At 58.8% G+C, this 14,362-nt stretch carries 13 protein-coding genes; 5 read left to right on the forward strand and 8 right to left on the reverse strand.

What is annotated here, in order from left to right; genetic code table 11:
- Positions 1-66: 66 nt before the first annotated feature.
- The 4 genes from AABB31_RS03045 to AABB31_RS03060 all read left to right on the forward strand — a co-directional run bounded on the left by AABB31_RS03045 (position 67) and on the right by AABB31_RS03060 (position 7,719).
- On the forward strand, positions 67-3,711 hold the full coding sequence (locus AABB31_RS03045; protein WP_342075901.1) for a vitamin B12-dependent ribonucleotide reductase: 3,645 nt from the start codon (positions 67-69) through the stop codon (positions 3,709-3,711).
- Positions 3,712-3,868: 157 nt separating this feature from the next.
- On the forward strand, positions 3,869-4,771 hold the full coding sequence (locus AABB31_RS03050) for a 2OG-Fe(II) oxygenase (protein WP_342075900.1): 903 nt from the start codon (positions 3,869-3,871) through the stop codon (positions 4,769-4,771).
- 174 nt (positions 4,772-4,945) lie between these two features.
- The gene (locus tag AABB31_RS03055) at positions 4,946-6,862 is read left to right on the forward strand and encodes a cation:proton antiporter (RefSeq protein WP_342075899.1); all 1,917 of its coding nucleotides are present in this window, start codon (positions 4,946-4,948) and stop codon (positions 6,860-6,862) included.
- A 71-nt stretch (positions 6,863-6,933) separates the two neighbouring features.
- Positions 6,934-7,719, forward strand: coding sequence for a TIGR00266 family protein (locus AABB31_RS03060; protein ID WP_342075898.1), 786 nt, complete (start codon positions 6,934-6,936; stop codon positions 7,717-7,719).
- 2 nt (positions 7,720-7,721) lie between these two features.
- Here the strand turns inward: AABB31_RS03060 and AABB31_RS03065 are convergent, their stop codons facing one another.
- The 7 genes from AABB31_RS03065 to AABB31_RS03095 form a co-directional block, all read right to left on the reverse strand.
- Positions 7,722-8,141 (reverse strand): cupin domain-containing protein, encoded by a 420-nt coding sequence (locus tag AABB31_RS03065; RefSeq protein ID WP_342075897.1) that lies wholly within the window; start codon positions 8,139-8,141, stop codon positions 7,722-7,724.
- A 71-nt stretch (positions 8,142-8,212) separates the two neighbouring features.
- A complete protein-coding gene (locus tag AABB31_RS03070; protein ID WP_342075896.1) occupies positions 8,213-8,425 on the reverse strand; it encodes a hypothetical protein in 213 nt (70 codons plus the stop codon).
- Positions 8,422-9,696, reverse strand: a complete 1,275-nt coding sequence (gene eno / locus AABB31_RS03075; protein ID WP_342075895.1) for a phosphopyruvate hydratase — start codon at positions 9,694-9,696, stop codon at positions 8,422-8,424. Before eno ends, AABB31_RS03070 begins: the two co-directional genes overlap by 4 nt.
- A gap of 39 nt (positions 9,697-9,735) precedes the next feature.
- Positions 9,736-10,626 carry a DMT family transporter gene (locus AABB31_RS03080; RefSeq protein WP_373635411.1) on the reverse strand — a complete coding sequence of 297 codons (891 nt, stop codon included), beginning with the start codon at positions 10,624-10,626 and terminating at the stop codon, positions 9,736-9,738.
- Complete coding sequence (locus AABB31_RS03085) at positions 10,626-11,048, reverse strand: Fur family transcriptional regulator (RefSeq protein ID WP_342075893.1); 423 nt, start codon at positions 11,046-11,048, stop codon at positions 10,626-10,628. Before AABB31_RS03085 ends, AABB31_RS03080 begins: the two co-directional genes overlap by 1 nt.
- A gap of 66 nt (positions 11,049-11,114) precedes the next feature.
- Complete coding sequence (locus AABB31_RS03090; protein WP_342075892.1) at positions 11,115-11,966, reverse strand: PhzF family phenazine biosynthesis protein; 852 nt, start codon at positions 11,964-11,966, stop codon at positions 11,115-11,117.
- A gap of 57 nt (positions 11,967-12,023) precedes the next feature.
- Entirely contained in the window at positions 12,024-12,848 is an 825-nt protein-coding gene (locus tag AABB31_RS03095) for a GNAT family N-acetyltransferase (protein WP_342075891.1), read from the reverse strand.
- A 48-nt stretch (positions 12,849-12,896) separates the two neighbouring features.
- On the opposite strand from AABB31_RS03095, the gene AABB31_RS03100 reads away from it, so the two are divergent.
- Positions 12,897-13,037 carry a hypothetical protein gene (locus AABB31_RS03100; RefSeq protein ID WP_342075890.1) on the forward strand — a complete coding sequence of 47 codons (141 nt, stop codon included), beginning with the start codon at positions 12,897-12,899 and terminating at the stop codon, positions 13,035-13,037.
- 15 nt (positions 13,038-13,052) lie between these two features.
- Here the strand turns inward: AABB31_RS03100 and tyrS are convergent, their stop codons facing one another.
- Positions 13,053-14,303, reverse strand: a complete 1,251-nt coding sequence (gene tyrS, locus AABB31_RS03105) for a tyrosine--tRNA ligase (RefSeq protein ID WP_342075889.1) — start codon at positions 14,301-14,303, stop codon at positions 13,053-13,055.
- Between the last annotated feature and the right edge of the window lie 59 nt (positions 14,304-14,362).

The raw sequence follows: 14,362 nt of genomic DNA on the forward strand, positions 1-14,362 counted from the left end.
AAATGGGCATGTGTGACAGGTATTTTTTTGGCCGCAACGACGGCCTTGCGACAAGGGGCAGACGCGATGAAAATCGAACGCAATTTCACAAAGACCGGACAGGACGCCTATGCAGAGCTGGCGTTCAAAACAACGACGTCCGAGATCAGAAACCCGGACGGGACGATTGTTTTCAAACTGGATGATTGTGAAATTCCGGGCGGGTGGAGCCAGGTCGCCTCTGACGTGATCGCGCAAAAGTATTTCCGCAAAGCCGGCGTGCCATCGGCACTGAAAAAGGTTAAGGAAAAGGGCGTTCCCGCGTTCCTGTGGAAATCCGTTCCGGCCAAGGGTGCCACATTCGGCGGCGAGACATCCGCCAAGCAGGTTTTTGATCGCCTTGCCGGTGCGTGGACCTACTGGGGCTGGAAAGGCGGCTACTTTACCAGCGAAGAAGACGCACGCGCCTATTTCGATGAGATGCGCTACATGCTGGCCACCCAGCGCGCTGCCCCGAACAGCCCGCAATGGTTCAACACCGGCTTGCATTGGGCCTACGGCATTGATGGTCCCGCACAGGGGCACCACTACGTCGACTACCAAACCGGCGAACTGACCAAATCAACCTCGTCTTACGAGCATCCGCAGCCGCATGCCTGCTTTATCCAGTCCGTCGACGATGATCTGGTCAATGATGGTGGCATCATGGATCTGTGGGTGCGCGAGGCCCGGCTGTTCAAATATGGCTCTGGTACCGGCACGAACTTTTCCAGTTTGCGCGGCGAGGGCGAACCATTGTCAGGTGGCGGCAAGTCTTCGGGCCTGATGGGTTTTTTGAAAATCGGCGACCGCGCGGCGGGTGCTATCAAGTCAGGCGGTACAACCCGCCGGGCGGCCAAGATGGTGATCGTGGATGCCGATCACCCCGATATCGAGGAATTCATCAACTGGAAAGTCATTGAAGAACAAAAGGTTGCCTCTATCGTTGCCGGTTCGAAAATGCACGAGCGGTATCTGAACGCGATCTTTGCCGCGATCAAGACATGGGATGGGGAAGAGGTCGCAGCCTACGACCCCAAGAGCAACGAAACGCTTGCTGCAGCCGTCAAGGACGCCAAGAAATCCGCGATCCCCGAGACCTATATCAAGCGCGTTCTGGATTATGCCAAGCAGGGCTATGACAGCATTGAATTCCCGACCTACGACACGGATTGGGATAGCGAGGCTTATTCATCCGTCTCTGGCCAGAACTCCAACAACTCCATTCGCGTGACCGACGCTTTCCTGAAAGCCGTCGAAGACGATGCGGACTGGAAACTGATCAACCGCAAGAACGGCGAATGTGCCAAGATCATCAAGGCCCGCGATCTGTGGGAACAGGTTGGCCACGCGGCCTGGGCCTGTGCCGATCCCGGCATCCAGTACCACGACACGGTCAACGCCTGGCACACATGCCCCGAAGATGGGGCGATCCGCGGCTCAAACCCTTGTTCTGAATACATGTTCCTTGATGATACAGCGTGTAACCTTGCCTCGATGAACCTCCTGACCTTCTATAAGGACGGGCAGTTCCAGGTCGAAGACTACATGCACGCCACACGTCTTTGGACGGTGACGCTGGAAATCAGCGTGATGATGGCGCAGTTCCCATCCAAGGAAATCGCGCAGCGGTCCTATGACTTCCGCACCTTGGGTCTGGGCTATGCCAATATCGGCGGTCTGCTGATGAATATGGGGCTGGGCTATGACAGCGACGAAGGCCGGGCCATGGGCGCCGCCCTGACGGCGATTATGTCCGGTGTGTCCTATGCGACGTCTGCCGAAATGGCGGGCGAGCTTGGGCCATTCCCCGGCTACAAGAAAAACAGCAAGCATATGTTGCGGGTGATCAAGAACCACCGGCAGGCGGCGTTGGGCAAGACAACCGGCTACGACAAGCTGGATGTAAAGCCCGTCCCGCTGGACCACGCAAACTGCCCGGATCAGCGGCTGGTCGAACTGGCCGTCGGGGCATGGGACGAGGCGCTGACACTGGGCAAGAAACATGGCTACCGCAATGCGCAGGTGTCCGTGATTGCGCCCACCGGTACAATCGGTCTGGTCATGGATTGTGATACAACCGGGATCGAGCCGGATTTCGCATTGGTGAAATTCAAGAAACTCGCCGGGGGTGGCTACTTCAAGATCATCAACCAATCCGTGCCAGCCGCGCTGGAAAAGCTGGGCTATGGATCGGCGCAGATCGAAGAGATCATCGCCTATGCCGTGGGCCACGGGTCCATCGGTCAGGCACCTGCGATCAACCACACATCCCTGATTGGGCACGGGTTCGGGCAGGCCGAACTGGACAAGGTCGAGGGGGCGCTTGCCTCTGCATTCGACATCCGGTTCGTGTTCAACCAGTGGACGCTGGGCGAGGAATTCTGCACCAAGACGCTGGGCATTCCCGCTGAAAAGCTGAACGATCCGACCTTTGATCTGCTGCGCCACCTAGGCTATTCCAAACAGGATATCGACGCGGCCAATGACCATGTCTGCGGAACGATGACGCTGGAAGGCGCGCCCTATCTGAAGGAAGAGCATTACAATGTCTTCGACTGCGCCAACCCCTGCGGCAAGAAAGGCAAGCGTTATCTGAGCGTTGACAGTCATATCTACATGATGGCCGCGGCCCAGTCCTTTATCTCGGGTGCGATCTCCAAGACGATCAATATGCCGAATGACGCAACCATCGAGGATTGCCAGAAGGCCTATGAATTGTCCTGGTCGCTGGGTGTGAAAGCCAATGCGCTCTACCGCGATGGATCGAAACTGTCCCAGCCACTTGCTGCCGCCCTGGTCGAGGATGACGACGAGGCGCTCGAGACACTCGAAAGCGGATCAACCAACGAAAAGGCCGCCGTGCTGGCCGAAAAGATCGTTGAAAAGATCATCGTGCAAGAGGTCCGCAACCGCGAGCGCGAAAAGATGCCGCAGCGCCGCAAGGGCTATACCCAAAAGGCCATCGTTGGTGGGCACAAAGTGTATCTGCGGACAGGCGAATATGAAGATGGCTCTCTGGGTGAGATTTTCATCGACATGCACAAGGAAGGTGCGGGCTTCCGGGCGATGATGAACAACTTCGCCATCGCGGTGTCTGTTGGTCTGCAATATGGTGTGCCGCTCGAAGAATTCGTCGATGCCTTCACCTTCACCAAATTCGAGCCGGCCGGCATGGTTCAGGGCAATGACAGCATCAAGAATGCGACCTCGATCCTTGACTATATCTTCCGCGAGCTGGCCGTGTCCTATCTGGATCGCACCGATCTGGCACATGTGAAACCCGAAGGCGCGACATTTGACGATATCGGCCGGGGCGAACAGGAAGGGGTGTCCAATATTCAGGCCCCAACCGAGAATGCCGCCAGCCGGTCGCTTGAAGTACTCAAGCAAATCTCCTCGACAGGCTATCTGCGCAAGCGGATGCCGCAGGATCTGGTGGTGCTGCAAGGTGGGATGGGCGCTACTGCCCTCGCCACAGGCACAGACCCATCCGCAGCCCTGCAAACACTGGTGCCGCAGGCAGAGACCGCAACCGTTGCCACTGGCACCGCAAGCCTGTCAGCCCGCGACAAGGCCAAGATGCAAGGCTACGAGGGTGACCCATGCGGCGAATGCGGCAACTACACGTTGGTGCGGAACGGAACCTGCATGAAATGCAACACCTGCGGTGGAACGTCGGGTTGTAGCTAAGGAATAGGGGGGGCAGGTCGGACGCCGCAGGTTTCTGCGAAATCCGCACTGTCCCCCCCGGCGAGGCGCCAAAGGCGCTTTACAGGGCTCCGGGGCGGGTGCGCTCGCCCCCGGCGTCGATCAGGCCGCAGGCAACAAACCGAGCGGTATTTAAAGAGTGAGCCTGATCAACGAAACTATAGGGTCCCTGCGGGGACCCTTTTTTGTCTCGCGCGGCTTTCAAGCCGCCGATCAATCGGTGATAGTTGTCGCCAGACTGAATGTGGCGCAGGGGCATCTGATGCAGATCGAAGACATCGTTGATATGGCGACCTATCCCATTGCTGACGCGGGCTTTGCGGCAACCTGCAACACAAAGCTCGACGCGGACGGTGTTCTTGTCTTGCCGGATTTCATCCAGGCCAAGGCGCTCGCGGATATTCAGGCCGAAGCCGTCGCGAAACAGGATCAGGCCTATTTTTGTGCGCAGGATCATTCGGTGTACCTGACCCCGGACAATCCGGCTTTTGGCGCGGATCACCCGGCCAATCGCAAGGTGACGTCATCCAAAGGGTGCATTTGCGATGATGTGATCGCGGGCAACTCGCCCTTGCGGGCGCTTTATGATGATGTGGCATTTCGGCGCTTTGTGGCGCGCACGACCGGGCAGGCGGGGCTTTACCCCTATGCCGACAATCTGTCCTCGATCAATATCCACTATGCCAAGCGCGGGCAGGAATTGGGCTGGCATTTTGATAATTCGTCATTCGCCATCACGCTTTTGATCCAAAAGCCTGCAGCGGGCAGTCGGTTTGAATATATCAAGGATTTGCGCGATGCGGATGCGGGGGATCTGAATTACACCGGTGTGGCGGCATTGCTTGATGGCGCGACCCAACCGGATGTGTTGGCGATGGACCCCGGAACGCTCGTGCTGTTTCGTGGGCGCAATTCCATCCACCGGGTGTCGCCCAACGAAAGCGACATCACCCGCATGCTGGCGGTTCTGGCCTATAACGCAGAACCGGACGTGTCATTGTCGGAAAGCGCGCGCATGACATTCTATGGACGGCTCGACTAAAGCGTTATGCGAAAAACCTGTATCACCTAACGCTGCCTGAAATCATAGATTTCAACGCGTTACGTGATGCGCGATGTCTGAGGTATTTCGTCAAACGCTGTCGTTGTTTCGAAACACGCTGGGCATTTCGCCGTCTGTCGGGCAACATTCCTCTGAACCACCGGGGGACAAATGATGACCGACTTTCTGCTGCTGGCTTTTGTGTTTTTGATCGCGGGCGTGATCTCTGTGCCAATCGCGACGCGCTTTGGGCTGGGGTCGGTTCTGGGCTACCTGATCGCCGGTATCCTGATCAGCCCGATCCTGGCAGTTTTCAATGTTGATGTGATCTCGATCCAGCATTTCGCCGAATTTGGTGTGGTGATGATGCTGTTCCTTGTCGGGCTGGAACTGGAACCAAAGCTGTTATGGTCGATGCGCGCCCGTCTGCTGGGCCTGGGCGGCGGGCAGGTGGGGCTGACGACATTGGCGGTCATGGGGATTGCAATGCTGTTTGGCCTGCAATGGAGCGTGGCGCTGGCCGTTGGTCTTGTTTTGGCGTTAAGTTCGACGGCTATCGTGCTGCAAACGCTGAATGAAAAAGGCCTGATGAAAAGTGATGGCGGGCAATCCAGCTTTTCGGTTCTGCTGTTTCAGGACATTGCGGTGATTCCGATGCTGGCGCTGGTCCCCTTGCTGGCGCTGCCCGAACTGGCCGATGTCGCGGCCCATGGCGCCGACGCCGCACATGGCACGGACGCCGCGCATGGTGACGGCCATGATGATCATGGCGAGGCGATGAGCCTTGTTGCGGGGCTGAACGGCTGGCAGACGGCGCTTGTCAATCTGGCGGCCATTGCGGCGGTGATCGGGATCGGCAGTTTTCTGACACGGCCGATCTTTCGCTTTATCGCAAGTGCCAATCTGCGCGAGCTTTTTACGGCAACGGCCCTGATGATGGTGGTCGGCATCGCGCTGCTGATGTCATTGGTGGGGCTGTCCCCGGCCCTTGGCACATTCCTTGCAGGTGTTGTGCTGGCCAACAGCGAATACCGACACGAGCTGGAATCCGATATCGACCCGTTCAAGGGGCTGTTGTTGGGACTGTTTTTCATGACCGTGGGGGCAGGGATCAACTTTGGTCTGCTGGGCGAGAACCTGTTGCTGATCCTTGGCCTGACGCTTGGGTTGATCGCGATCAAGGCGGCGGTGCTTTTGATCCTTGGCTTTGTGTTTGGTGTCCGGGGGACGGATCGGTGGTTGATGGCGCTTGGGCTGGCGCAGGCGGGGGAATTCGGCTTTGTGCTCTTGTCGTTCACGGTGGCCAATGCAGTCATTCCGCCAGCCCTTGCCGATCAGTTGCTACTGGTTGTCGCCCTGTCGATGCTGCTGACCCCGGCCTTGTTCATTTTCTATGATCGGGTCATCGCCCCGCGCGCATTGGAAGATGCGCAAGGTGCAGCCGATGAGATCGAGGAGCAGGGCCAAGTGATCATCGCAGGCGCCGGACGGGTAGGCGGTATCGTCCGCCGTATCCTGAGCGCTGCGGGCTACAAGCTGACGGTCGTCGACTACAACGCCAAGCATCTGGAAAATATGCGTCAATTCGGGGCGCGGGTTTATTATGGCGATGCCACCCGGCCCGATCTTTTACATGCCGCGGGTCTGCATGACGCCAGGATTCTGGTGATTGCCATTGACGATGAGGATAAGATCACCGGTCTGGTCCATTATGTCCGCCAGAACTATCCCGACGTGCATGTCATCGCCCGCGCCATCAACCGCCATCATGTCTATGCGCTATGGGCCGCCGGGTGTCGCGATATCATCCGCGATACCTATGACAGCTCTCTTCGGATCGGCCGATCTGCGTTAGAGGCGATGGGCATTGCCGCCCATGCGGCCGATCAGATGGTGCAGGCGTTTAATGCCGCCGACCGTGCCTCGATGATTGAACTGGCGGATGCCTATGATCCGGCCATCCCCGTGATGGAGAATGCGGCCTATGTGGCCCGGGTCCGCGAGATTATCGGCCCCCGCGAGGCGGCCCTGCACAAGGAAATGATGGACATTCTGGATAGCGCACCGATAGCCGACCCCGCCAAGGGGTAAGGTATACCGGACGTTGCCCTGCCGGCGCTGCGTTTCTATCGTCGGAACCGACAAAAAAGGGAGGCTGACCAATGCGTTGCCATGAAGTGGATTATGAGATTTTCGGCGATGATATGCAGATCGTCGAGGTCGAGCTTGACCCGCAAGAGACCGTGATCGCCGAGGCTGGCGCGATGAATTACATGGAAGACGGGATCGGGTTCGAGACCAAGATGGGCGATGGATCGTCCCCATCGGGTGGCGTGATGAACTCGCTTTTGAATGTGGGCAAGCGCGTGCTGACGGGCGAGAGCATTTTCATGACCCATTTCAGCAATAACGGGCAGGGCAAGAAACGTGTGGCTTTTGCCGCCCCATACCCTGGCAAGATTGTCCCGATCAATATGGCCGAGATGGGCGAGGAATTGTTGTGCCAGAAAGATGCGTTTCTCTGCGCGGCCTTTGGCACATCCACCGATATCGCCTTTCAGCGTCGTCTGGGTGCGGGGTTCTTTGGGGGCGAAGGTTTTATCCTGCAGCGCCTGCGCGGCGACGGCATGGCCTTTGTCCATATGGGCGGCACCGTCATCAAGCGCCAGTTGCAACCGGGCGAGACATTGCGGGTTGATACCGGCTGCATCGCGGCGTTCACGAAAGACGTGGATTACAATATCGAACGGGCAGGCGGGTTGAAATCCATGGTGTTTGGCGGCGAGGGCTTGTTTCTGGCAACATTGCACGGCCCCGGAACGGTGTATTTGCAAAGCCTGCCATTCTCACGTCTGGCCGACCGTGTCCTGCGGGCCGCTGGCCCCGGCGGCAGCAAGGGCGAAGGGTCCGTGCTGGGCGGATTGGGCGATATGTTTGGTGACCGCTAGGGTCAGGATCCGATATCCAATTCAGGCGGCGCAAGCGTGAACCCGGCAAAGTCGAAACCGGGCGAGACGGTACAGCCCACCAGCGTCCAGTCGCCCGTACTGCGTGCGGCCTGCCAGTGATCTTTCGGGACGATCAATTGTGGCTTGTCGCCCGCAGCCAGATCAGGACCCAGACGATGCAGTGTTGCGGGTCCTGCGGCGTCCGCCGCCATGGACAGAATGATCGGCGCGCCTGCGTAATAGTGCCAGATTTCGACCGCATCGACCTTGTGCCAATGGCTTGATTGCCCGGCTTTCAACAAAAAATAGATACATGTTCCGGTCGGGCGGCCCGCGTTTTCGGCGACCCAGGTCTGCCGATAGAAACCGCCCTCTGGATGGGGTTTCAAATCAAGCTGGGCGATGATGTCATCCGCAGTCATGTTCTGTCCGTTTGATTGCTGCAAAGACGTCCGACGCCTGATCCATAGGCCGGTGCGGGCTTATCCAGCGATCAACCCGCATCCGGAATGTCGATTTCGTCTTCGGCCTCTTCATCGACAAGGCGGTTGACGTCGGACTTGTCGAATGTGGCCGCAAAGATGGCCGAGGCTGCAAGCATCGGCACGACGTACACCATCTTGTCGGTCAGCCATGCTGTCGTCCAGCATGGGACAAGAATGATGGCGGCCTTTATGGCCGCCGTCTTGAACGACTTGCCCGTCATTTCAGAATGGAGCGACCCGCATATGTCGCGGTTTCGCCCAGCAATTCCTCGATCCGGATCAACTGGTTATATTTCGCCAGACGGTCAGACCGAGACAGCGAACCGGTCTTGATCTGCCCGCAATTGGTGGCAACAGCCAGATCGGCAATAGTCGCATCTTCGGTTTCGCCGGACCGGTGCGACATCACGTTGGTAAACCGCGCCCGATGCGCCATATCGACGGCCTGCAGGGTTTCGGTAAGCGTTCCGATCTGGTTGACCTTGACCAGCATGGAATTGGCCGACCCTTTGGCAATGCCATCAGACAAGCGGGCGGGGTTGGTCACAAACAGATCGTCACCAACCAGCTGCACCTTGTCGCCGATCTTGTCGGTCAGCATTTTCCAGCCATCCCAGTCATCCTCGGACATGCCGTCTTCGATGCTGATAATCGGATAGTCGCTGGCCAGTTGCGCCAGATAGTCGGCATTTTCGGCCGATGTCAGGGAAATCCCTTCGCCCGCCATCTCGTATTTGCCGTCCTTGTAATATTCGGTCGCCGCACAATCAAGCGCGAGGTAGATATCCTGACCCGGTTTGTAGCCGGCCTTTTCGATTGAGGTCATGATGAAATCAAGGGCCGCACGGGTGCTTTCAAGGTTGGGGGCAAAGCCGCCCTCATCCCCGATGCCGGTATTGTGGCCTGCAGCGGACAGTTCCTTCTTCAGCGTGTGAAACACTTCCGAGCCCATGCGCACGGCCTCGCGAATATTGGTCGCGGCCACCGGCATGATCATGAATTCCTGAATATCAATAGGATTATCAGCATGTTCGCCGCCATTGATGATGTTCATCATCGGCACGGGCAGGGTGCGGGCGGAGGTGCCGCCGATATAGCGAAACAGCGGCTGTGCGGTGAAATCCGCGGCCGCCTTGGCGACCGCCATCGACACACCAAGGATTGCGTTGGCGCCCAAACGCCCCTTGTTTGGTGTGCCATCCAGTTCGATCATCGCCATATCAATGCCGACCTGTTCTGTCGCATCAAAGCCCACAATTGCTTCGGCGATCTCGCCGTTCACGGCAGCCACGGCCTCGAGCACGCCTTTGCCCATATAGCGGGATTTGTCACCATCGCGCCGCTCGACCGCTTCATGCGCGCCGGTTGAGGCACCGGATGGCACCGCCGCCCGCCCCATGCTGCCATCATCAAGGATCACATCAACCTCGACCGTCGGATTGCCCCGGCTGTCAAGAATTTCACGCGCGTGGATATCTATAATGGTGCTCATAATATGTCCTTCGAGAGGGTGTTAGCGGTATCGGCGGTTCTATAACGCGGGATGTGCGCTAAGTGAAGCACGCCGCAGACGTGCCTCGCGCATCAAGGTGAAAAGGCCCGATCCAATGACGATGCTTGCCCCAATGAGTGTGGCGGCATCGGGTATTTCGTCAAAGAACATGACCCCAAGGATCAGGGCGAAGATCATCCGCGAATACCGGAAGGATGAGATGACCCCGGCATTGCCATGACGCGTCGCGGCGACGATGGCCAGATAGGCGGCGACCCCGATGACGACGCAACCGACAAGGATCAGACTTTGGCGCATATCGGGGACGACCCAGCTGTTTCCCTGCGTCAGGCTGAGCAACACACCTGCCGGCACGATCAGCGCAAAGGTATGTGTGGCCAATTGTGGCCCGCTGAGCGAGACGCGCAGCGCCCGCGTCAGCAAATCGCGCGCCGCCAGCCCCAGCATGCCACCCACGGCCAGCAGCGTGGCACTGTTAAAGCCCGCCATCCCGGGCCGTATGATGATCAACACGCCCAGAAAACCGATGATGATCGCAATCCAGCGCCGCCAGCCAACCTGTTGCCCAAGGAAAACTGCGGCCCCCATGGCCACAACAAGGGGCGTTGCCTGTATGACGGCGGATGCGGTGGTCAGCGGGATGCGCGACAGGGCTGTCACAAACATGACCGATCCGGCCACATCAAACGCGCTGCGCAACATGACCTTGCGGTCAAGATATTCAGGTTGCCACAGCGGAATGCCTTTGATCAGAAACCAGCTGACAAAGATCAGCAAGCCGCCTGCGCAGACGGCTGCGAGGATCTGACCGATGGGAATGGTCGACGTCAGCGACTTGATCAGCGCATCCTCGATGGCAAAACAAGCCATCGCCAGAACCATCAGCGCAGCACCGCGGATGTTTTCCATTATGTGTCGCTATCCGATTTCAGCGGTACGCCGTAAAGTTCCAGCCGGTGGCCCATCAACCGATAGCCAAGCTTGGCCGCGATCCGTTCCTGCAAGGCCTCGATTTCCTGATCAACAAACTCGATCACAGCGCCGGAATGCATATCAATCAGGTGGTCATGATGATCCCGGTCCGCAGATTCGTAACGCGCCCGCCCGTCACGGAATTCATGTTTGTCCAGGATCCCCGCCTCTTCAAACAGCTTGACGGTCCGGTAGACCGTGGCCAGCGAAATACGCGGGTCAGCCGCCGCCGCGCGATTGTAGAGCTCTTCGACATCGGGATGATCATCGGCGGCTTCCAGCACCGTCGCGATGGTGCGCCGTTGTTCGGTCATGCGCAGGCCGTTGGCCTCGCAGCGGGAAAGAATGGTCGAGGTCATGCGCCCCTCTGTCTTTGGATTGGCCCCCTCATATCCGTCAGCGCGGATGGTTTCCAGAGCGATGCGTCAATATTCGAGCGTGCCTTTCATGGTCAGGATAGCCCGCCCGCTGATGGTGATCGCCGCGGTATCCCCATGCTGGGTGCTGGCCCGAATGACCGACGGCCGCCCCATTTGCACCCCTTGATGAATGGTGAGGTCCTGATCGGCCCCCCGGGCCTCGGTCAGCAGGGCGGCCAGCGTTGCCGCCGCACTGCCTGTTGCCGGATCTTCGGGGATATTGTCGAGCGGCGCAAACATGCGCGCATGGATGACATCGCCATTGGCGACATAAGGAAACAGGGCAAAATCCAACCCCGCCGGATGCGTTTGCGCGCCAAGCCTGATCTGATCTGTCACCGGCATGCATTGGTCCAGCCAGTGTTGCGCCGACAGTTCCACCAGAACAAAGGGCAGTCCAAGGCTGGCCTGCACGGGCGCATGCGTCGCGGTGGAAATCGCGTTTTGGGGCAGGCCAAGGGCGGCGGCCACCAGCGCGGGATCAGGTGTGGCCAGCCGCTCCAATGCCGCAGTCGTCGTAAAGCGGGCCGCGCCTGCATCGGCGTGACAGGGGATCGGCCCCACCCCAAGCTCCAATGTCATCTCAGGTTCCGCCCCCAGATCGCGCAGGGCGATGGCGGTGCCAATGGTCGGATGCCCGGCAAACGGGATTTCCATGGTTGGCGTAAAGATCCGCACTTTCGCTGTATAGGCCGCGTTACCGGGCGGATAGACAAAGGTCGTTTCCGAAAAGTTGAACTCCCGCGCAATCCTTTGCAGGTCCTGTTCGGGCAGGCCGGCGGCATCGGTGATCACGGCGAGCTGGTTGCCGCCAAATGCCCTGTCGGTGAAAACGTCATAGACGCGAAAATCTGTCATGGGGTGCCTCCGCCCTGACGTTTAGCAAGGCTTTCGCACAGGCGATAGCACCGGCTGTCACAAGCCGGGAATTTTAAGCCAGGTCCCGCCAAGCCGCCGGACGACTGCGCCGCTGCCGATCTTGAACCGGGCAAGCCCGGGCGCGTTTTCCGTGTCGATCTGGCCCAGATCAAGCCGCATCAGCCGCTGTTTGGCAAACATGTTGGCCGCATGCACCAACAGCAATTGATGCGCTGCGGCTTGTCGCCCCGGCACGCTGGTCCAGCCCACATGATATGTTGCAACAGGCGGGTGTCTGACAAACAGCATACCCGCGACAGGCGCGGCCCCGTTGGCTGCAAAGACGATGACCACTTCCTGCGGTCTGACGGCTGCGATGGCGTGCAGGATCGCATGCGGCAGGGCGCTAAAGCCCTTGCGGTGTTGCTGTTCCCTGTCCGCGCGCAACAGCCAGTCATGGTTGCGCGCGTCGAACTGGGCCGTTTTGATCGTCAGGCCGGATTGCACCGCCTTGGTGTAGCTGTTGCGCCATTTGCCATGTGCCCGCGCCAGCCGATCGGCGGGACTGCCCAGCAGCGACAATTCGGCCATTGATGCCCCAGTATGGATTTGCCGGTATCCGGCCGCGCGCAGCGACGGGCAGGGATGTTCTGCATTGATGATATGTAGACCACTTTGCCGCAGGGTTTCTGCCCGCGCTTTGTGGTCATGACAGGCCGTCCAGACCGGCCCGCGCGAGGCAAGGCAAAGCCCGTAGCGCCGCACGATCTGCACCGGTGCGGCCCCGGTAAGCGAGAGCCGTTCAACCTTGCGCCCCAAACGTGCCAGCGCCGCCGCAAAGATCGGGTGTTGTTGCAAAGGCAGGGCGATTGGCGCGGACATGGCTGCTGTTAAGCCATCTGAAACCTAAATGATGGTTAATCCCTGGCCATGGAACAGCGACAAAAACAGACAGTGGCCGGGATATATGCGCCGCCGCCACGGCCGACACCGCTGGGGGCCGCGTTGGTGGCGGCGCTGGTGACCGCACCATTTGCGCTGATTGTTCTGTTGCTGCGCTTATTGGGATAGGGCCGCGGCGTCGGCTCAGGACAGTTGCACCAAGGCGTGGCGTTTCTTGCCTGCGCTCAGCTTGATTGGGGCGGCGAGGGCTGCGGCATCGACCATCAGGCCTGCATCACTCAGCGGTGCGTCATTCATTCTTGCACCATTCTCGGCGATCAGACGCTTGGCCTCTTTGCCGCTTTTGGCAAGACCCGCCTTGACGATGAGTTGCACAATCGAGATCCCATCGCCCAGCTCGTCCGGGCTAAGTCGTAATGTCGGCAGGTCGTCACCCACACCGCCCTTTTCGAACACTTCGCGGGCTGTGGCCTCGGCTGTTTTTGCGGCCTCTGCCCCGTGCAGCAATGTCGTGACTTCATTGGCCAGGATGATTTTGGCGGCGTTGATCTCGGACCCTTCCAGAGCGCCCAGACGGTCGCATTCATCCACGGGCAGTTCGGTGTAGAGTTTCAGGAAACGCCCGGTATCGGCATCGGTGGTGTTCCGCCAGAATTGCCAGAATTCGTAGGGTGAACACATATCCGCGTTCAGCCACACAGCCCCGGCCTGGGATTTGCCCATCTTCTTGCCGTCACTTGTGGTCAGCAAAGGCGATGTCAGCCCGTAAATCTCGTGATCCAGCACGCGGCGCGTTAGGTCGATGCCGTTGACGATATTGCCCCATTGGTCGGACCCGCCCATCTGCAGCAGGCAGCCATAGCGCCGGTTGAGTTCAAGAAAGTCGTAGGCCTGCAGGATCATGTAGTTGAATTCGAGGAATGACAGGGATTGTTCCCGGTCCAGCCGCGACTTGACGCTTTCAAACGACAACATCCGGTTGATCGAGAAATGCCGCCCGATATCGCGCAGGAAATCGAGGTAGTTCAACCCGTCCAGCCATTCGGCATTGTTGATCATCAGCGCATCGGTCGGGGCTTGGCCATAGGAAAGGTAGGCGGCAAAGACCTGCTTGATCCCGGCGATATTGGCGTCGATCTGCTCTGGCCCGATCAGAGGGCGTTCATCGGCCCGAAATGACGGATCGCCCACCTTTGTGGTGCCGCCACCCATCAGGGTGATCGGCTTATGCCCTGTCTTTTGCAGCCAACGCAGCATCATGATCTGGATCAATGATCCGACATGCAGCGATTTTGCTGTTGCGTCAAAGCCGATATAGGCAGGCACGACCCCATTGCTGAGCGCCTCGTCGAGGCCCTGATAATCCGTGCAGTCGGCGAGAAAGCCGCGCTCCATCATGATGGCGATGAAATCGGATTTGGGATGGTAGGTCATGGGCAAAGTCCGTTAAGTTTGTCAGGCCTGTCTATAAGCGGCCCATTGGCCAAGGGGAA

The organism is Yoonia sp. SS1-5 (assembly GCF_038443705.2).
Taxonomy (GTDB): domain Bacteria; phylum Pseudomonadota; class Alphaproteobacteria; order Rhodobacterales; family Rhodobacteraceae; genus Yoonia; species Yoonia rhodophyticola.